The sequence below is a fragment of the Flagellimonas hymeniacidonis genome, assembly GCF_008040165.1.
GTDB lineage: Bacteria > Bacteroidota > Bacteroidia > Flavobacteriales > Flavobacteriaceae > Flagellimonas > Flagellimonas hymeniacidonis.
This window is the reverse complement of record NZ_VRUR01000002.1, coordinates 1094191-1113306: the sequence shown is the minus strand read 5'-3', so window position 1 is coordinate 1113306 and position 19116 is coordinate 1094191. Positions and strand designations below refer to the sequence as shown.

Here is a 19116-nt window from a genome sequence, read left to right as displayed (position 1 = left end):
TATGTCTAGCTATAGGCTTTAAAAATAGCACAGGCGTTTACATCTCCAAAGCCAAAGCTCGCTTTTGCTATAATTTTAGGTGCAATAGCCAGTGTTGTTGTAGGAATTTTTGATGCATCTATAAACTTATCTATTTCTGGATGGATATCCTCACAATTTATGTTACCAAAAATCTGTTTTTCCTTAAACTGAAGTAGAGTGCCGACACACTCTATGCTGCCAGCCGCTGCCAAGCAATGACCAAAATGCCCTTTAAAGGAATTCACATACGGGAAATCCGCTTCGGAGCGTCCTAGTGCTACACTCCAATTTTTTAATTCATCAGGGTCTTTTGTTGTTGCAGTAAGGTGTCCATTAATTGCATCTATAGCATTAGGTTCTATTGAAGCATCTTTAATCGCACTTGCGATACACCGTTGAACTGCTTCGTTGTTTGGAGCTGTCATACTGCCACCACTTCTTTGTCCTCCACTATTCACAGCTCCTCCTATAACTTCTCCATAGATGGTAGCACCGCGCTCCAAAGCGCTGTCCAATGATTCTAAAACTAAAGCTCCTGCCCCACTACCTGGGACAAATCCAGCAGCAGATGCACTCATTGGTCTGCTAGCTTCTTCAGGAGTGTCATTATAGTTTCTTGGCAGAATGCGCATTGCATCAAAGCCTCCCCAAACATAGGGACCACTATCACTGCAACTGCCCACCAACATTCTTTTTACTTTGCCGTTTTTGATGCGGTCATAACCCATTAATAGTGCCTCTGTTCCTGTGGTACAGGCCGATGAGTTTGTAGTAACTTGATTTCCACAACCCAACATACCTCCAAGGTACGCGCTAATACCGCTAGCCATGGTCTGGATTACAGAAGTACTGCCCAATCTTCTTACATTCCCCTCGTCCACTTGGTATATTGCCTCTCTGAATTTGTCAACTCCAAGAATTCCTGTTCCAAAAACAATTCCACTATCCCAATCTGGATTTTCTGAACCTGCAATTGTTAATCCAGCATCTTCCCAGGCATCTCTACCGGCAATTACTCCATAGAAAACACCACTTGCATTCAATCCTTTTAGTTGAACATTAGTGAAGTATTTATTTAAATAAATAGTATCAATATTCGGTTTTCCAGCTATTTGACATGAGAAATTTAATTTTTCAAGCTCTGGATGAAATTGTATTCCACTAGTTCCATTTTTTAGGGAGGTTACAAACTCATGAAGACCAACCCCATTGGGTGCACATACCCCCATGCCTGTCACCACTACTCTATTCCTCATCGCTATTCTGTTTGAACATTCCAGCCAAGGTTCCTTTGCACGCCAATGCGCCATCAGCATTGAATAACTTCACCTTACATTTGAGCTTACCAAATCTGAAATACACTTTTTCTGAAACCACCTTAACCTTTTCATTAGGAAAAATTGGCAAATAGAACTCCATATCGGAACTACTCATGGCAATCTTCAACTTTGCATCTTGTTTTGCCTCAATTTCTCCTTGTAGCAGATAAATCCCCAAGCATACTAACCCAATTTGAGCACAGCACTCGATTAAAATAACCCCTGGAGTAACAGGGAAATCTTTAAAATGTCCTTTATAAAAATCTGAGGTTTCTTTGAAAAAAAATGTTCCCTCTGCTGAATGATCATCCACATATGTCAATTCATCCACAAAAAGAAAAGGTGCCTTATATGGCAGGTATTTGGTTATCTGATTTAAGGTCATCATTTATTGTAAGCTTTCTCCTCCATCCACTTTAATTACAGTTCCTGTAATCCATCTTGCCTCTTCCAAGGTGAGTAAATAGACTGCATTGGCAACATCTTCTGGTGTTGTGAGTCTATTATTGGGGTTTCGTTTTACGGCATCTTTTTTTAAATCATCGCTGTTCGGTATCATTTGAAAAGACCTCGTATCTGTCATACCTGCTTGAATGCAATTTGCTTTAATTCCGATTGACGCAAATTCCAACGCTATATTTCTTGTAATTGCCTCCAGCGTAGCCTTGGCGGCAGAAACTGCCGCATAGCTTTTCCATGCTTTAGAATTTCCTTCGCTTGTAAAGGAAATGATTCTACTATCTTCAGCAAACAACTTTTTAGCTACCAAGCTCCTCACCCAATCATACAGACTAACGGCCATTGCATCTATAGTTAAGTGGAAATCTTGATTACTCAAGGTATTATTATCATCTGCCATACCCTTTAAATTCCCTTTTGCGATACTATGAACAAGCACCTGTATTTTATCCTGACCTAGTATTTTCTGAATTTCTAATATTAATTCATCCCGTTTTACAGGGTTTAAAGCATCCACATTAAAGCTGAACAACGCATTTTCTTTTGAAGTAATCTCTCGAAAAGCCTTATCAACAGTATTTAATTCCGATTTTCTATCTCTATGGACTATTATTATTTTAAAACCATGTTGCGCTAATTTTCTGGCCGTAGCCAAACCAAGACCACTGCTACCACCCAATATTAAAGCCCATTTAGATCCGTCTTTCACCATAAAAATGCTTTACCATTCTAAAAGAACACGTTGGGCTGAAAATCCAGGACCAAAACTTAGCACCATTCCCTGTTCTCCTTCTGCAATTTCCTTACACAAAAAACGCTCCAGCACATAGAGCACGGTAACACTGCTCATATTCCCGTAATCCCTCAGCACCTCTCTTGTGTCGTCTATATTTTTACCTAATTTACCAAACAATTCTTCAACCGTCTGCACTATCTTCTTACCACCAGGATGGAAAATCAAATGGTCCACCTTATCAATACTTGAATTAAATCGTTCCAAAAATGGATGTACAATTTCTGGAAAACGGTTTGCAATAACTTCCGGAACTGCAGGGTCCAATATCATTTTTAGCCCTGTGTTGGTTAAATCGAAGCCCATTAAATGTGTAGCGTCCTTAAAATGATACATTTCTTCTCCAATGACCTTAGGGCCTTCAGCTTCTTTTTCAGAAGACAATAATAAACAAGCCGCGCCATCTCCAAATATTGCAGCACTTACCATGTTGGCCATGGAAAAATCATCAAGCTGAAAAGTGGCCGTAGGGCTTTCAACCGCAATTACAGCAGCTCGTTTTCCTGGGTTAGATTTAAGAAAATTTGTTGCATAGATTAAGCCAGAAACTCCAGCAGCGCAACCCATTTCCGTCACCGGAAGCCGAACAATGTTTTGCCGTAAACCTAAAGCATTTATTAAATATGCATCTAAAGATGGAATCATGATTCCGGTACAGCTAACCGTAATAATATAATCCAGCGATTCCGTATCCCATTCAGCCTGATGTAATGCTTTTTGGAGCACCTTCTCGCCTAAAATTTTAACCTCTCTAGTATATATGCTATTTTTTTCCTCAAAGGAGGTCGCTGTAAAAACTTCATCTATATCCATTATGCCAAAGCGCTGGTCTACTCCTGCTCCCTCAAATATTTTTACCACTTTTCTTCGAAAACGATCTTCTTGACCTGAAAGCCATAAATCTATAAAGGGAATAATATCCGAAGTCTTTCTATTATACTTTGGCAATTGCTTTGAAACCCCAACTATACGAACCGAACCCATTAATTCTTATGTCGGTTAAACTTCATTACCCATACATATCTAAAAGCCCATTTCCATCGAATTATATGTGTAACACTTGGTATTTTTTTTGATAATGCTATCAATTCTCCTCTTCTAAAACCTTTGCTTATGGAAACCAACCCATCATACTTAGCTACTTCTGTTTTGATAAAGAAAAACCCAAATACTTTAAAGAGCATGTATGCAATTTTACTCCTTTGCAAATCATTGATGACCACCCCAACTTTAGCCAGACTGACAAATTTTTTTAGAAAAGCATCTATACGGTGTTCATCAAAATGATGCATGGTCAATGTATTGATCAAAATATCACAGGAAAGGCTGGAATCAGCTTTTAGTATGTCTTCTTTCTTGAAACTTATGTTAGGATATTCACTAGATTTCTCCTTGGCAATACATAATACATCATCCCTTAAGTCTATCCCTATCATGCTATGCGATACCCCATATTTGCTAAGATGTTTGGACAATTTTCTTAGCATGGTGCCATCCCCACAACCCATATCCAAAATCGTATACGATTTTTTAGAGCCTTCTTTCACCAATCCCATGACTGCATCCAAAGTAATGGACTCCCCTCCCAGCAAATTATTACATTTATTGATGTCTATATACGCCGCTTGCAATAATTCAAATGGCATATTTGGGTCATCCATGAGTTCCAACTCATTGCTTCTAATAGATAAATCCATTATGCTACTATTGGATTACCATGGGTTCTTTTGATCATCTCTCTAAGTAGTGGTTTTGAGTTGGCCAGAGTATACATTCCTAGATTAAACCATTTGGTATGCAACATTAGGTCTTGTAAGCGGCGACCCATCCAAAGTCTTTTTCTGAAGTTTCTTTCCCAGAGCATTTGATACTCTTTTTCCATATCTTTTCTTGTGAAGTTAGGTTTTTCCAAAAACATAGCCACTTGTTCTGCTGCTAATTTTGCACTATGGATAGCCATCGCCATTCCATTACCGCAAAGTGGATGTATTAAACCTGCCGTATCCCCGCACATTAAAATGTGATTTTCAACTGCTCTTTTCTTTTCAAATGAAATTTGGGCAATACTCAATGGTTTTTCAAACGTTACCTCAGAATTGGCTAAAAAATCTTTTAATATTGGGTTTTGTGAAACCACATTTTGGTTAAAGGCAGCTATTCCACTTTCTTTTTTAAAGCTTTCATACTTCACTAAACAGCAAAAGTTTACGTCACCCTCCTCAGTTAGCGACAACCCTCCGTAGCCGCCTGGAAAATTATGAAGCCCCACTACGTTTGAAGGATGTCCAATGTTTTTATAATGTGCTTTGATTCCTAGCCAGGGTGATTTCTGCTGAATAAACGCTCTATTCCACTTTAAATCTAGGTTTGAACGCTTCCCAAATGCTCCTAAAACCATCTTGCCGCTTATTTTTTCTTTTGAAGTAAGAGTAACTTCAAATTCATTATCCATGAATTGAACATCCACAACAGTTTCAAAAAGAAAATCCACGCCTTTTTTTTCAGCCAATTGAAACAGCTCGTAGTCAAATGCATATCTGCTTATCCCAAAGCCTCCTAAAGGAAGCCTAACCTCAATCAGTTTGCCTGTTTGTGTACTAAGCTGGAGGGTGTCGATTTCTGGAAGGTCTAGACTGCTTAATTCCATACCCAAGTGCTTCAAATAAGGCTTCACCTCATTGGAAACATATTCTCCGCATACTTTATGATTTGGATATGGATTTTTTTCTATGACAAGAACCTGTTTTCCTCTTTGCGCCAAATCCAGCGCAGCTGTCAACCCTGCCAATCCACCCCCTATAATAACAACTTTGGGATTATTCACCCCATGAAGATAATTCTTTAAAACAAAAACCCCGACCTTATTGGGTCGGGATTTAAAGACCAAATTTTTATCTAGTCTTAGTTTGTTTTCTCGTAAGCTTCTTGCTTAAGTTCTTCGCTTGCAACAATAGCTAACTCAACACGTCTGTTTTTGGCTTTACCCGCACTTGTTTCGTTGCTTTCTCGTGGTTGGGTTTCACCATACCACTTTGTGCTAAACCTGCCACTGGAAATTCCTTTGCTGACCAAATAACTTGTCACAGATTCTGCTCTTTGTTGCGATAACTTCCAGTTATATTCTTCACTTCCGGCACTATCTGTATGCCCTTCAACCAAAACATTGGAATTTGGATATTCTTTGAAGATTCCAGCTAGTTTATCTAAAGTAGTAGCTGAAGTCCCTTTCACATCAGATCTATTTGTATCAAAATATACCCCAGCATCTTCGTTGAAGGTAACATTGATTCCTTCACCAACACGTTTTACTTCAGCTCCCGGAATTTCTTCTTCAATACGTTCGGCCTGTCTATCCATTCTATTTCCAATATATCCACCAGCGGCTCCGCCAACTACCGCTCCTATAATTGCGCCTAGCGCCGTGTTGCCGTTTTTACCTACATTGTTTCCAATGATTCCACCAATCACGGCACCACCAGCTGCACCAATTGCTGCTCCTTTTTGAGTGTTATTGGCATTTTTAACTGCATTACAACTTACTATAAGGCTTAATGCCAAAACAATTGTTGTGCTTTTTAAAACTATATTTTTCATCTGATTATTTTTTTGAGAATTGGTATACTATGGTTACAAGTTCCCCGTCTACGGAAACATTGGACTTAAGCGTCATGGATTGTTCTGATATATTGGCAATATTTAAACGATAGCCTACACCTCCTGAAATATCCTTTCGTTTTTCATCAATAAACTTGAATTGAAGTTGACTATTGTAATTTGCCGTTGGTTCAACCACAGACCATCTGAAAAAACGGTCTCCACCTTGACAAAGGCTACCTCCGGTAATGGTATACCTACCTGTGCTGTTGTTGTCCCTGAAGAACCAGTCGCTTCCTTCAAAGCAAATATCGTCTGCATCGTTGAAGATTACTGACTTAAAATTACCTGTGTTGTTCTCATAAGAGATATCGTTAAGTGTCCAGGACCCGCTAAAAAGATTACGTTGACTTCTTGCGCTTTTGGAAACAGAACATGACGTTAATAGCACAGCCATCAGCGTCACATAAAAGAATGCATGTTTTACCATAAGAATTGGAATTTAAATTTTAGTATATACGATTGAGACACAAATTTTATTTATTGGTCTTGTTAAATAATTGTTAAAACGAAATCTTAGTACTCAAAAAGTGCTGTTAGTGCTACTTCAAATCTTTGCTTTGGCAGATAGTTTTGCTCCAACCCTTTTGCGAAAGGAACAGGTGTTTCCAAACTTCCCACTCTTTTAATAGGTGCATCCAGATATTCAAAGCAATGCTCCATTACCATTGCTGAAATATCGCTAGCAATACCACCGAACAACGTATCTTCTTGTAGTATAATTAATTTTCCTGTTTTCTTCACCGAAGTATAAACACCTTCTATATCTAGAGGTTGAAGTGTGCGCAAATCTAGAACATCCGCGTCGATTTCTGGATGTTTTTCTAAAATTTCCAATGCCCAGTGCACTCCAGCTCCGTAGCTCACCACGGACAAAGAATCTCCAGTTTTTATATGGCCGGCTTTTCCAAAAGGAACAGTATAATAATCCAAAGGCACATCACCATACACACTTCTATAAAGTCCTTTGTGTTCAAAAAACAACACAGGATTTGGGTCATTTACCGCAGTAGTCAGTAGACCTTTTGCATCATATGGAAAAGCCGGATAGACCACTTTAAGCCCAGGGGTTTTGGTAAACCAAGCTTCATTGGTCTGTGAATGAAAAGGTCCGGCTCCCACTCCGCCCCCACAGGGCATGCGAATCACCACATCTGCATTTTCACCCCACCGGTAATGCACCTTGGCCAAATAATTTACTATTGGGTTAAAACCTGAGGTGGCAAAATCAGCAAACTGCATTTCCATAACTGCTTTCATTCCATTTATGGATAAACCCATCGCTGCAGAGACCACTGCTGATTCACAAATGGGCGTATTCCTCACCCTGCTTTTACCAAATTTTGAAGTAAACCCTTCTGTTATTTTAAAAACACCCCCATAATCGGCAATGTCTTGACCCATAATGATCATTTCATTGTAGCGTTCCATGGATTGTTCTAAGCCCTGGGAAACCGCATCAACAAAACGAATTTTTTTTACATTTTCTTTTGGTTCAACATGTTCATAATTAAATTCTTGATATACTTCATTTAATTCTTTAGTTTCATTAATGTCAATGGTAGGTTCATCAAAAGCAAGTTTCAAATTGGAATTGATTTCTTCCGTGATTTCTTCCTTAAATCGCCTTATTTCTTCTTCTTGTACAACTCCTTCTTCTAAAAGAAACTTCTCATAATTGGTTATGGGGTCTTTCTTTTCCCATTTTTTCATCAGCTTCTCCGGAACATATTTGGTGCCGCTTGCCTCTTCGTGACCCCGCATTCTAAAAGTCTTGAACTCCAATAAAACCGGTCTTGGTCTTTTCCTAATGGCTTTGCACAGCTCGTCCACTTTGGAGTAAACCTCAAGAATGTTGTTTCCATCAATAATCCGCGACTCCATTCCGTATCCTTTGGCCCTGTCTACAAGATTTTCGCAATTGTATTGCTCATTGGTTGGGGTGGAAAGGCCATAACCATTGTTTTCAATACAAAAAATTACTGGCAGGCTCCATACAGAGGCAATATTCAAAGCTTCATGAAAATCACCTTCACTAGTTGCACCTTCTCCCGTAAAAACCGCAGTCACTCTTTTCTTCCTTCTCAGCATGTCCGCAAGCGCTATTCCATCAGCAACTCCCAGTTGAGGCCCCAAATGGGAAATCATGCCAACAATTTTATATTCCTGGGTTCCAAAATGAAAACTGCGATCTCTTCCTTGGGTGAAACCGCTTTTTTTTCCTTGCCATTGTGCAAAAAGTCTATAAAGCGGGATGTTTCTAGAAGTAAACACACCCAAATTACGGTGCATAGGCAAAATATACTCTTCGGTCTTTAGGGCTTGTGTTACGCCAACAGATATTGCTTCTTGCCCTATTCCGCTAAACCATTTGGAAATTTTGCCCTGTCTAAGCAGAATCAACATCTTCTCTTCGATCATTCTGGGCTTGAGCATTCCTTTGTACAAGTCCCTCAATTTTTGATGATCCAAACCACCAATATGATATCTCATAAAGTAAAAAATTCAATGGGGTTAAAAGTAATGAAAAAGCAATCCATGACCCTCCAAATTTTAGAAAGGTTTCTTATTATTCATTACTTTTGATGGTAATCTAAATTTGACGTTATGAGTGCAATTCCAAGCGTAGACCTTACTGATTTTGTTTCAGGTGATGCTGCTAGAAAAGAAAAATTTATTGGAGAAATTGGTGCGGCTTTTGAAGATATTGGTTTTGTGGCTTTAAGCGGCCATTTTCTATCGGAAGATTTGGTAGCGCAGTTATATGAAGAAATTAAAAAGTTTTTTCAGCTTCCTCAAGATATCAAAGATTCATATGAAATTGAAGGCATTGGTGGACAACGCGGGTATACTTCTTTTGGAAAAGAACATGCGAAGGGTAAAAAGGAAGGTGATCTTAAGGAATTTTGGCACTTTGGTCAGTATGTGGACGACAACCCAAAACTTGAGGCAGAGTATCCAAATAATGTAGCTGTTGCAGAATTGCCCAATTTCAATGAAGTTGGAAAGGAGACCTACAAAATGCTTGAAAAAACCGCAAAATATGTGCTTAGGGCATTAGCACTGCATCTAAATCTTGATGAATTATACTTTGATGAGTGGATTAAGAATGGAAATTCCATCCTTAGACCTATTCACTACCCTCCAATCACTTCAGAACCCAAAAATGCAGTGAGAGCCGCTGCACATGGCGACATCAATCTAATCACTCTTCTAATGGGTGCTCATGGCAAAGGATTGCAGGTAAAAAATCACCAAGGCGAATGGGTAGATGCCATAGCAAAATCCAATCAGCTTATGATTAACGTTGGAGACATGCTATCCAGGCTAACCAACAACAAGCTAAAGTCCACTATTCATCAAGTTGTGAATCCACCAAAGGAACTTTGGGGAACATCCCGATACTCCATTCCATTTTTTATGCATCCCGTTAGTGAAATGCCGCTAAATTGCTTGGCAGATTGTGTGGATGATGAACATCCAAAAGGTTTTGAGGATACTACTGCAGGCGAATACCTTCATGAGCGGCTTATAGAATTGGGACTTGTAAAAAAATAGTGGTCAATGGATTTACAAGATCAGCTTAAAAACTTGTTCCCGGAACATATTCCGGAGGATAATGAAATTTTAAAACCCACTCAGCCTGAGTATTGGCTTCAAGACACTCCGATAATTTGCAAATATGAAAAACGAAAGGGCAAACCCATTACCCTTTTGGAGGGTTATACTGGTGCTGATTCAGATTTCAAGAAATTGACCAAAGACATCAAAACGCTATTAGGTGTTGGTGGGAGTTATAAAAAGGATGTCATCATTATTCAGGGCGATTACAGGGACAAAATCATGACCTTTTTGAAGGATAAAGGTTTTTCAGTAAAAAGGGTCGGTGGATAGCACAATCATTCTTAAATCCACGTTATTTTTTTCGCATCTTGTTAAAATTAAACCTTGACAATCAATGTTTTACGAAAAAATTTTTCTGTTCATCGTTTATATCTTACATTTAATCCTTCTAACCGACGAAAACTAAGCTGAAAATGAAATCACTGTTGCATATTACCAACGGGGACAATTTCACGTCAAAACTACAATCGTTACATCTTAAAGGAGATATTATTACGTGGAGGGAAATGCTTTGTGAAGGCAAGACATTATGCAACGTTGGAAGTGAATCTTTTTGGAAAACCCGTTTCGAATTTCTGAACAAAAATTATAAGGTCTCCAAATCTTCTTTTGTAGAGAAGACGCTTAAAGAGTATAGGTCATTATGTAACCACAAACAGCAAGATCAGATAGTACTTTGGTTTGAATACGACCTTTTCTGCCAGATAAATATGCTAGCGGTGCTCAGTTGGCTTAAAACACATAGAAGGCATGCAGAAATATCCCTAGTTTGCAGTGGAAAGGAAGATGAAAGTGACAAATTATATGGATTATCTGAGTTAAGCGATGAGAAATTATTGAGTCTATATGAAAATAGGACGATTTTATCTCAAGACGATATAGAATTTGCAGACTATGTATGGCAATTGTATTGTAGTGACAACCCTATTCGGCTAGAAAATCTGATAGCGCATAACCATTTTCAGTTCCAATACCTGTCTGAGGCGCTAAAAGCACATTTAAGACGTTTTCCAACCATTAGAAATGGCCTAAACGAAGTAGAAAATCGCATTTTAGATACAGCCTTGAGCCAAAAACCTGAATCCAGAGCTGATTTATTGGGCAAGGTTTTGGCTAATCAAGGATATTATGGTTTTGGAGATACACAATACGATCGTATCATCACTTCTTTAAAACCTCTTTTCGGTTCTTTTAATCCTGTGAAGCTAACACGAAAAGGGAAGGATATTTTAATGAACAAGGCCAATTATTATTCTCAAATACGTGATAATCAACTATATTTGGGTGGCTCTTTAAAGTATAGCTTCCTATATAATTCCTCTACAGATCGCATTTTAAAATTGTAAAATGACCTTAGGTGACTCAGAACTAATTCTGAATCCTGATGGTAGCATTTATCATCTAAACCTTTTACCTGAGGACATAGCGACTACCATAATTACCGTTGGAGACCCTAGCCGTGTATCTTTAGTCTCCAAATACTTTGATTCCGTCGAAATTGAAAAAGGAAGCCGTGAGTTTTTAACCCATACAGGTAGCTATATAGGGAAAAGGATCACAGTCATCTCTACCGGTATTGGTACGGATAATATTGATATTGTTTTTAATGAGTTGGATGCGCTAGCAAACATAAATTTTGCCTCAAGAGAGGTCAAAAAAGAAAAGACCCAACTAGATTTTATACGGATTGGCACTTCAGGTGCCATACAGGCAGATATTCCTATTGATTCGTTCATATTGAGTGAATCGGCCATTGGTTTTGAAGGACTATTACACTTTTATGAGAGTGGACATATAAGAAATATCACTCTAGAAGAACAGCTTAATGGCTTCGTTAAGTGGGATGAGCATCATATATCGGCATATGCCGTGGATTCTGATGAGAATCTAAAGCAAAAAGTCAGCTCTAATCGTATACGATTTGGAATAACTGTAACAAATTCAGGGTTTTATGGCCCGCAGGGAAGAAGCCTTCGGCTAACCCCAAAGATTATAGACTTCAATAGTAAACTAGCTTCCTTTTCTTATGGAAATCAACGCATAACCAACCTTGAAATGGAAACCGCTGGCATATATGGGTTAGCAAAGTTGCATGGACATAGGGCAGTTTCATTAAATGCTATCCTTGCAAATAGAGCTACTGGGGAATTTTCAAAAAATGCCTTCAAAACTGTAGACAATCTCATTAAATATACCTTGGAAAGCATTATTTCCTGAATATCATTTTATCATATCCCCGAAAAAACGAGTAAAGACATTTTCTTCTATTTTAGCCACATATGAAAACAGTAAAAATAGTAGGTGTTCCTGAACATTTTAACCTTCCCTGGCACTTGGCCATAGAAGAAGGCGCTTTTCAAGATCGTGGCATAAACTTAGAGTGGACCGATATTCCTGAAGGAACTGGAAGAATGTGCCAGCTATTGGAGGATAACGAAACTGATTTGGCCATAATACTTACCGAAGGTTTGGTAAAAAGTATTTCTCAAGGAAATCCCTCTAAAATAGTTCAAGAATACATCTCCTCTCCCCTGCTTTGGGGAATTCATGTTGCTGCAAATAGTGAGCGTTCAGCTGTTTCAGAATTAAAGAATGATAAGATAGCAGTAAGCCGTATGGGTAGCGGAAGTCATCTAATGGCCTACGTAAATGCTCAAAACCAAGGTTGGGATACAGATTCACTTCAATTTGAAATCATTAGTAATCTAGATGGTGCTATTAAAAGCCTAAGCGAAGGGTCTAATGCCTATTTCATGTGGGAGCATTTTACAACAAAACCATTTGTGGATCAAGGTATCTTTAAAAGGTTGGGAGACTGCCCCACCCCTTGGCCTTGTTTTGTTATTGCGGCTACTAGCTCATTTTTAGAGTCCAATGAAAGGCTTCTTAAGCATGTCTTAGAAATTATCAACATCTATACCGTTGATTTCAAACGAATTCCTAGCATTGACAGAACTTTGGCAAATAGGTATCATCAACAGCTAGAAGACATTCAAGATTGGCTCTCAAAAACTACATGGGGTCAAAATCAAATAACCTTGCAAACGCTAAATGACGTGCAACAACGCCTATTCAGTCTTCAATTAATTAAGGAAGTGCTACCTCCGGGGAAATATCTTTATAGCAAACCTTAGGAAAAGTATTTATTTATCAAAACCCTAAACTTCAAATCCGAAAGTGGCTTTTGTGCGGTCCCGGTAACGTTGGGGTTGGACATGGCCAAAGCAGTAGTCTCTTCTGTATCCAATGCCGTCAACATAATAATTACCACGTTCTTTTTAAAGTGGTCATCAAACTTTTCCTCAAAAGTATCCAGAAATTTCCAGCCGTCCATGACCGGCATGTTGGTATCAAGAATAAGCAGGCAAGGCATACTATCTTCATCCAAAGAAGATGCTAAAAACTCTATGGCTTCTTTACCATTACACATAGTGTTAACAGTTAAATTACCATCCAATTGTTTTACAAAAAACCTATTTAGAAAGTTAGTGGTGTCATCATCATCAACAAGTAAAACTGATTTTAGTCGGCGCAATTTATGAGGTTTTTCTGGTAAGCTTATTATTACATAAACGTACGAATTCTTGAGGTATTTTAAGAAAATACTTTCGAAAAATAATTCACCAACTTATCAACTTCTTTCCTATTTGGGCAAGCAAGACATTTGTTTTGCTAAAATGTTGATTGCCAAACCAAAGACCTCTATTTGCGCTTAAGGGAGATGGATGACCAGAGGTAAGAATATGATGTTTGGTCTTATCTATTAAAACCGATTTCTTTTTTGCAAAACCACCCCAAAGCAAAAAAACAATCCCTTCCTGCTCTGTGGAAACTTTGCTAATGACCGCATCGGTAAATTGTTCCCATCCCTTTTTTTGATGGCTTCCCGCTTGATGTGCCCTTACCGTTAGCGTGGCATTTAAAAGCAGAACTCCCTGCTGTGCCCAACGCTCCAAATTGCCACTTTTTGGATAGGGCTGTTCCGTATCTACCTTAATTTCCTTAAAAATATTCACCAATGATGGTGGATGGGGAATTCCATCCTTTACAGAAAAGCACAGGCCATTGGCCTGGTTTGGTCCATGATAAGGATCTTGTCCAATAATCACCACTTTTGTTTCCTGAAAAGGACAATGATCAAAAGCAGCAAAAATATCTCGCCCTTTTGGGTAGCATGTAAACTTTTGGTATTCTTGTTTTACAAACTGGGCAAGCTCCTTAAAATATGGTTTCTCAAACTCAGTTTGTAAATGAAATTTCCAGCTTGGGTCTATAGATACATTCATTAAATTTTCCTCATTTCCGTGGATAAATCTAAAAATAATATCTTGCCCAATCACCAAAAATTAAAACCAACTGATGTCAGTCCTCCAAAAAATTAAATTTCCCACCGCACATACCGTACTGTTTATCATAGCTGCAGTAGTTTCTCTGCTAACGTGGATTATCCCCGCTGGAGAATATGATAGACTTTCCTATGATTTGGATACTGATACATTTATAAAAACCTCCAAAGGGAATAGCATCACTTTAGAAGCCACACAACAAACATTGGATGATTTGACAATTCAAATTCCCATTGAAAAATTCAGGGATGGTGCCATCTCCAGAGCCATAAGCATTCCCAACACCTACCAGAAATTGAAAGGGCAACCTCAAGGTTTTGTGGGCTTTATTCAAGCCCCATTAAAAGGAATTATGCAATCTGCTGATATTATCCTGCTAGTTTTGATCATAGGTGGACTCATTAGCATTGTAAATGCTACCAAAGCTTTTGAAGCGGGAATTGCGTGGTTGGCCCAAAAACTAAAAGGCAGGGAATTCATTTTAATCATCATGGTAACTAGCTTGATTGCATTAGGTGGTACTACTTTCGGACTGGAAGAAGAAACCATTGCTTTTTATCCCATTTTAATCCCCATTTTCTTGGCTGCAAAGTACGATGCGCTAGCATGCATAGCATCAATCTATATTGGTTCTTCCATTGGTACTCTAGCGTCCACAATTAATCCATTTAGTACCATTATTGCATCTGATGCTGCGGGAATCAATTGGACTGAAGGACTCAATGGACGATTAATCATGCTTGTGCTAGGGTTGATTATTTGTATTGCTTACATCATTCGATATGCCCAACGGGTTAAGAAAAAGCCAGAACAATCCCTAATCTATGATCAGAAAGAAGAAATTGAAGGTTTGTTTTCTGGAATTTCCAGTACCGCGACCACCAGACTTACCACCAAACTCAAATTGGTACTATTTGTTTTTTCAAATTGTTTTCTAGTTATGGTTTACGGGGTTTCCCAATTGGGATGGTGGTTTTTAGAAATGACCTCGGTGTTTTTAGCTGGTGCGTTATTGATTGGCATTATCACTAGACTTAATGAAAAGCAATTTGTAAATGAATTCATGTCCGGTGCAAAGGACCTATTAGGAGTGGCATTCATTATTGGCATTGCAAGAGGAATCACTGTGCTTATGGAAGATGGTCAGGTGAGCGACACCTTGTTATACTATGCCAGTGAGCTCACTTCAGGAATGCATAAAGGATTGTTCATAAATGTAACGCTTATGCTTTACAGCGGATTAACCTTTTTTATTCCTTCTTCTTCAGGAATGGCGGTACTTACCATGCCCATTATGTCTCCTTTGGCCGACAGTGTTGGGATAGGTAGGGAAATCATGGTCAATGCATATCAGTATGGGGTAGGGCTATTCAAATTTATCAATCCGACCGGGATAATTCTAGCTTCGCTGGCCTTGGTGAATGTTGGTTATGATAAATGGCTGAAATTTGTTTGGCCCTTAGTCCTAATTTTAGGCATCCTATCGATGGTGATACTTACGATTAGTGTATATCTTTGAAAGGATAAATTCAGATTGGAATGAGAATATTGATTATAGGTGGAAAAGGCACAATAGGCAGCAAAGTAACAAATCACTTTTTAGAAGGCAATGAGGTCATCATTGCTGGAAGAAATTCAGGAGATGTAACAGTAGATATTGCGGATAGTACATCTATCACACAGTTATTTGAAAAAACAAGAAAATTGGATGCCATTGTCTGCATAGCAGGAGAAGCAAAATGGGCCAGCTTTAATGACTTATCAGAAGAAGATTATTATATCGGTCTTCGCAGTAAATTGATGGGACAGGTAAACTTGGTCCGCATTGGACAACACTTTTTAAATCCTGGTGGTTCAATTACGCTCTCTACGGGAGTATTGGCCGATGATCCAGTAGTAAAAACAGCAAGTGCTGCCATGGTCAATGGCGGTATTCATAGTTTTGTACAAGCTGCAGCTTTAGAGATTGAAAATGGGATTCGCCTCAACGTAGTTTCATTGGAATTAGTTATAGATGCTTATGAAAAGTATAAAGATTACTTTCAAGGACATACCCCTATTTCAATGGAAAAGGCTGTTAATGCCTACGTAAGAAGCGTGATGGGGAAAGGAAACGGAGAAGTAATTCGAGTTTATAATTAAACAAAACTTTTCAAAGCATCATTGAGCTATCTTTGTGCTGCTAGTAAAAGAAAATGCAAAGCATCCATCCCAAAACACTTCAAGATTTAGAGTTTCCAACAGTATTGGAGCAGCTTGCCGCACGCTGTAATACTGAATTGGGTAAAGAGGCAGCTGCCGAAATCAAACCGCTAAAGGATAAGCAGCAACTCCTGGAGGTTTTAGGCCAGACATCTGAATATTTAGCCTCCTTTTCCAATGATAACCGAATTCCCAACCATGGTTTTGACAGTATCAATGGGGAATTGAAGTTGCTAAAAATTGAAAACACCACTTTAGAGATTTCAGGATTCAGAAGAATTGGAAACATCTGCAAAACCATAGCCTTACATCAAAAATTCTTTAAAAAATTTAAAGAGTACTACCCCCTACTCTTTGCAAGCACCGAAAAATTAGAAGCGAATACTGAAATCCCAACATCCATAGATAATGTGATTGATAAGTTTGGGGAAGTAAGAGATGACGCCTCAGATGAATTACGTAACATACGAATGCAAATCAATGAAGTCCGCGGAAAAATCAATCAGAGCTTTGGAGTTGCTCTGTCCAAATATCAATCCCAGGATTTTCTTGATGATATTCGCGAATCTGTAGTGGATAATCGAAGAGTTTTAGCGGTGAAAGCAATGCATCGTAAAAAGGTGAAAGGAACAATGATGGGCAGTTCCAAAACGGGCAGCATTGTGTACATTGTTCCAGAAACCACACTCAATTTCGTAAGAGAACTCAGTAATTTAGAGTTTGAGGAAAAAGAAGAAGTCCAACGTATCCTAAACCAACTTACGGATACCATGAGGCCTTACGACTATCTGTTAAAGCAATATCAAAATCATCTTATTCATATAGACATTACCGCAGCAAAAGCAAAATATGCTTTGGATATGAATGCCCTGCTTCCAGAAATCAATGAAGAAAAGGAATTGTTTCTACGGGATGCCTATCATCCCCTACTCTTTCTGACCAACAAACTCAAACGAGAAAAGACTTGGCCACAGACCATTCAATTACATAAAGAAAATAGAATAATCGTCATTTCCGGGCCCAATGCCGGTGGAAAAAGCATCACTTTAAAGACGATTGGGCTTTTACAGGTAATGCTACAAAGTGGCTTGCTGATTCCAGTCCATGAACGTAGTACGGTTTGTTTGTTCGACAAGATTTTAACGGATATTGGAGATAATCAATCCATTGAAAATCATCTAAGTACGTACAGTTACCGTTTAAAGAACATGAACCAATTCTTAAAGCGATGTAATGACAGGACCCTATTTTTAATTGATGAGTTTGGTACCGGTAGTGATCCAGAATTGGGCGGAGCGTTGGCGGAAGCCTTCTTGGAAATTTTTTATGAACGTGAGGCCTACGGGGTAATAACCACCCATTATGCGAATTTAAAAGCTTTAGCTGATGAATTACCGCATGCTACCAATGCTAACATGTTGTTCAACTCCAAAACCTTGGAACCTACTTTTCAATTGATTTTGGGAGAAGCCGGTAGTTCTTTTACGTTTGAAGTGGCTCAAAAAAATGGTATTCCCTATTCCCTTATTAATAAAGCCAAGAAAAAAATCGAACGTGGCAAGGTGCGCTTTGATGCCACTATTGCCAAATTGCAAAAAGAACGCTCCAAAATGGTCCAGACCGGTTCCCGGTTGCAAGATGAAGAAACCAAAGCACGTGATGAAGCAGAACGTTTGGAAAAACTAAATGCCAAAATAAAATCCAAGTTGGAAAATTACCAAGAATTGTACGACCATAACCAACGTATGATCCAATTGGGAGATAAAATTAATACGGCTGCGGAAAGGTATTTTATAGACCATAAAAAGCGACCTCTAATCTCTGAGCTACTTAGAATAGTGGAAACGGAAAATAGCAAACGTAGAAAAACATCAGCCAAGCAAGCCAAGGCCAAACAAGCACAGAAGAAACAAGTGGCACAAGAACTGGAAAAGAAGATTGTAAAGGTCAGGCAAGAAAAGAAAGTTGAAAAGAAAAAGGCCATCCAGAAAGAAAAGAGCAAACCCAGACCAGTATTTAAGGTAGGTGATCGTGTTCGCCTATTTGATGGTAAGGCAGTAGGCACCATTGATACTTTGGAGAAAAACAAAGCTGCTGTAAATTACGGTATGTTTATGACCAATGTAAGCATCGATCAATTGGAGCTGGTAGAAACAAAAAAATAGACTTGTCATAGCTATAATGCTGGACAAATTCGTACCAATAAGAATTTTCCAGATGTAAAATATAGCTATATGAAAAACAAGTACACTTTTTACCAACAGGGTTTGGTCAACAGTACGGATATTTTCATCCACAATAATAAAATTTGCATAAGAAATAGAAGTTCCGGAGGAGAACATTTTATATATATTCCTAATGATTTTTTGATTATTCTATTAATAACCCTCGTATCCAAAAATTTGCTCAACAGAATTTTCAAGCGAACTAGGTAAAAAGGGGAATCAGAAAAAAAAGAGAAAGTTCTTGAACTTGTGGCCTCCAAGTTCACTGATAATACCAAGGATCCTTATTTAGATATTCAAGATTTTCTCATAAAACAAATGTTAAATACACCTCAGTGTATTGGCCATACTCTGATAGATTTCGACTAAGGATGTCTCGGGTATTGATCATATTGAACAAAAATTCAATAAACTTTATTTTTTCATAGAACTTGTTTAAACGTAAATCCATAAAGACCATTTAAATAGTCTGC

Annotated in this window: 19 protein-coding genes; 8 read left to right on the top strand and 11 right to left on the bottom strand. The window is 38.5% G+C overall.

Annotated elements, in window-relative coordinates; genetic code table 11:
• Positions 1-5: 5 nt before the first annotated feature.
• From FVB32_RS13900 to FVB32_RS13860, 9 genes are all read right to left on the bottom strand, one after another.
• Positions 6-1277: a beta-ketoacyl-[acyl-carrier-protein] synthase family protein gene (locus FVB32_RS13900; protein ID WP_147744399.1), complete on the bottom strand. Its 1272-nt coding sequence runs from the start codon at positions 1275-1277 to the stop codon at positions 6-8.
• Positions 1267-1728, bottom strand: a complete 462-nt coding sequence (locus tag FVB32_RS13895) for a 3-hydroxyacyl-ACP dehydratase FabZ family protein (RefSeq protein ID WP_317132213.1) — start codon at positions 1726-1728, stop codon at positions 1267-1269. The genes FVB32_RS13900 and FVB32_RS13895 overlap by 11 nt, the downstream gene beginning before the upstream one ends.
• Positions 1729-2511, bottom strand: a complete 783-nt coding sequence (locus FVB32_RS13890) for an enoyl-ACP reductase FabI (RefSeq protein WP_147744398.1) — start codon at positions 2509-2511, stop codon at positions 1729-1731. It lies immediately after the preceding gene.
• A gap of 9 nt (positions 2512-2520) precedes the next feature.
• Entirely contained in the window at positions 2521-3576 is a 1056-nt protein-coding gene (locus FVB32_RS13885) for a type III polyketide synthase (RefSeq protein ID WP_147744397.1), read from the bottom strand.
• Positions 3576-4289, bottom strand: a complete 714-nt coding sequence (locus tag FVB32_RS13880; protein WP_246139889.1) for a methyltransferase domain-containing protein — start codon at positions 4287-4289, stop codon at positions 3576-3578. Before FVB32_RS13880 ends, FVB32_RS13885 begins: the two co-directional genes overlap by 1 nt.
• Positions 4289-5479 carry an NAD(P)/FAD-dependent oxidoreductase gene (locus FVB32_RS13875; RefSeq protein WP_147744395.1) on the bottom strand — a complete coding sequence of 397 codons (1191 nt, stop codon included), beginning with the start codon at positions 5477-5479 and terminating at the stop codon, positions 4289-4291. The genes FVB32_RS13880 and FVB32_RS13875 overlap by 1 nt, the downstream gene beginning before the upstream one ends.
• Positions 5480-5493: 14 nt before the next feature.
• Complete coding sequence (locus tag FVB32_RS13870) at positions 5494-6186, bottom strand: OmpA family protein (RefSeq protein WP_147744394.1); 693 nt, start codon at positions 6184-6186, stop codon at positions 5494-5496.
• Positions 6187-6190: 4 nt separating this feature from the next.
• The gene (locus FVB32_RS13865; RefSeq protein WP_147744393.1) at positions 6191-6676 is read right to left on the bottom strand and encodes a lipocalin family protein; all 486 of its coding nucleotides are present in this window, start codon (positions 6674-6676) and stop codon (positions 6191-6193) included.
• An 86-nt stretch (positions 6677-6762) separates the two neighbouring features.
• Positions 6763-8739, bottom strand: a complete 1977-nt coding sequence (locus FVB32_RS13860) for an alpha-ketoacid dehydrogenase subunit alpha/beta (protein WP_147744392.1) — start codon at positions 8737-8739, stop codon at positions 6763-6765.
• 114 nt (positions 8740-8853) lie between these two features.
• Between FVB32_RS13860 and FVB32_RS13855 the strand changes: the two genes are divergently transcribed.
• The 5 genes from FVB32_RS13855 (at position 8854) to FVB32_RS13835 (ending at position 13004) form a co-directional block, all read left to right on the top strand.
• Entirely contained in the window at positions 8854-9804 is a 951-nt protein-coding gene (locus FVB32_RS13855) for an isopenicillin N synthase family dioxygenase (protein ID WP_147744391.1), read from the top strand.
• A 6-nt stretch (positions 9805-9810) separates the two neighbouring features.
• On the top strand, positions 9811-10140 hold the full coding sequence (locus FVB32_RS13850; RefSeq protein ID WP_147744390.1) for a translation initiation factor: 330 nt from the start codon (positions 9811-9813) through the stop codon (positions 10138-10140).
• A 143-nt stretch (positions 10141-10283) separates the two neighbouring features.
• A complete protein-coding gene (locus tag FVB32_RS13845; RefSeq protein WP_147744389.1) occupies positions 10284-11216 on the top strand; it encodes a DUF1835 domain-containing protein in 933 nt (310 codons plus the stop codon).
• A gap of 1 nt (position 11217) precedes the next feature.
• Positions 11218-12087, top strand: a complete 870-nt coding sequence (locus tag FVB32_RS13840) for a nucleoside phosphorylase (protein ID WP_147744388.1) — start codon at positions 11218-11220, stop codon at positions 12085-12087.
• 62 nt (positions 12088-12149) lie between these two features.
• Positions 12150-13004 carry a substrate-binding domain-containing protein gene (locus FVB32_RS13835; protein WP_147744387.1) on the top strand — a complete coding sequence of 285 codons (855 nt, stop codon included), beginning with the start codon at positions 12150-12152 and terminating at the stop codon, positions 13002-13004.
• Here the strand turns inward: FVB32_RS13835 and FVB32_RS13830 are convergent.
• Positions 13001-13405 carry a response regulator gene (locus tag FVB32_RS13830; RefSeq protein ID WP_187269578.1) on the bottom strand — a complete coding sequence of 135 codons (405 nt, stop codon included), beginning with the start codon at positions 13403-13405 and terminating at the stop codon, positions 13001-13003. The genes FVB32_RS13835 and FVB32_RS13830 overlap by 4 nt on opposite strands.
• An 85-nt stretch (positions 13406-13490) precedes the next feature.
• Positions 13491-14156 carry a uracil-DNA glycosylase gene (locus FVB32_RS13825; RefSeq protein ID WP_147744385.1) on the bottom strand — a complete coding sequence of 222 codons (666 nt, stop codon included), beginning with the start codon at positions 14154-14156 and terminating at the stop codon, positions 13491-13493.
• Positions 14157-14229: 73 nt separating this feature from the next.
• Here FVB32_RS13825 and FVB32_RS13820 point away from each other — a divergent pair, with 73 nt between their 5' ends.
• The 3 genes from FVB32_RS13820 to FVB32_RS13810 are packed head-to-tail and all read left to right on the top strand — an operon-like array spanning position 14230 to position 18583.
• Positions 14230-15735, top strand: a complete 1506-nt coding sequence (locus tag FVB32_RS13820) for a YfcC family protein (RefSeq protein ID WP_147744384.1) — start codon at positions 14230-14232, stop codon at positions 15733-15735.
• Positions 15736-15755: 20 nt separating this feature from the next.
• Positions 15756-16358 carry a short chain dehydrogenase gene (locus FVB32_RS13815; protein ID WP_147744383.1) on the top strand — a complete coding sequence of 201 codons (603 nt, stop codon included), beginning with the start codon at positions 15756-15758 and terminating at the stop codon, positions 16356-16358.
• A gap of 53 nt (positions 16359-16411) precedes the next feature.
• Positions 16412-18583, top strand: a complete 2172-nt coding sequence (locus FVB32_RS13810) for an endonuclease MutS2 (RefSeq protein WP_147744382.1) — start codon at positions 16412-16414, stop codon at positions 18581-18583.
• Positions 18584-19116: the final 533 nt, after the last annotated feature.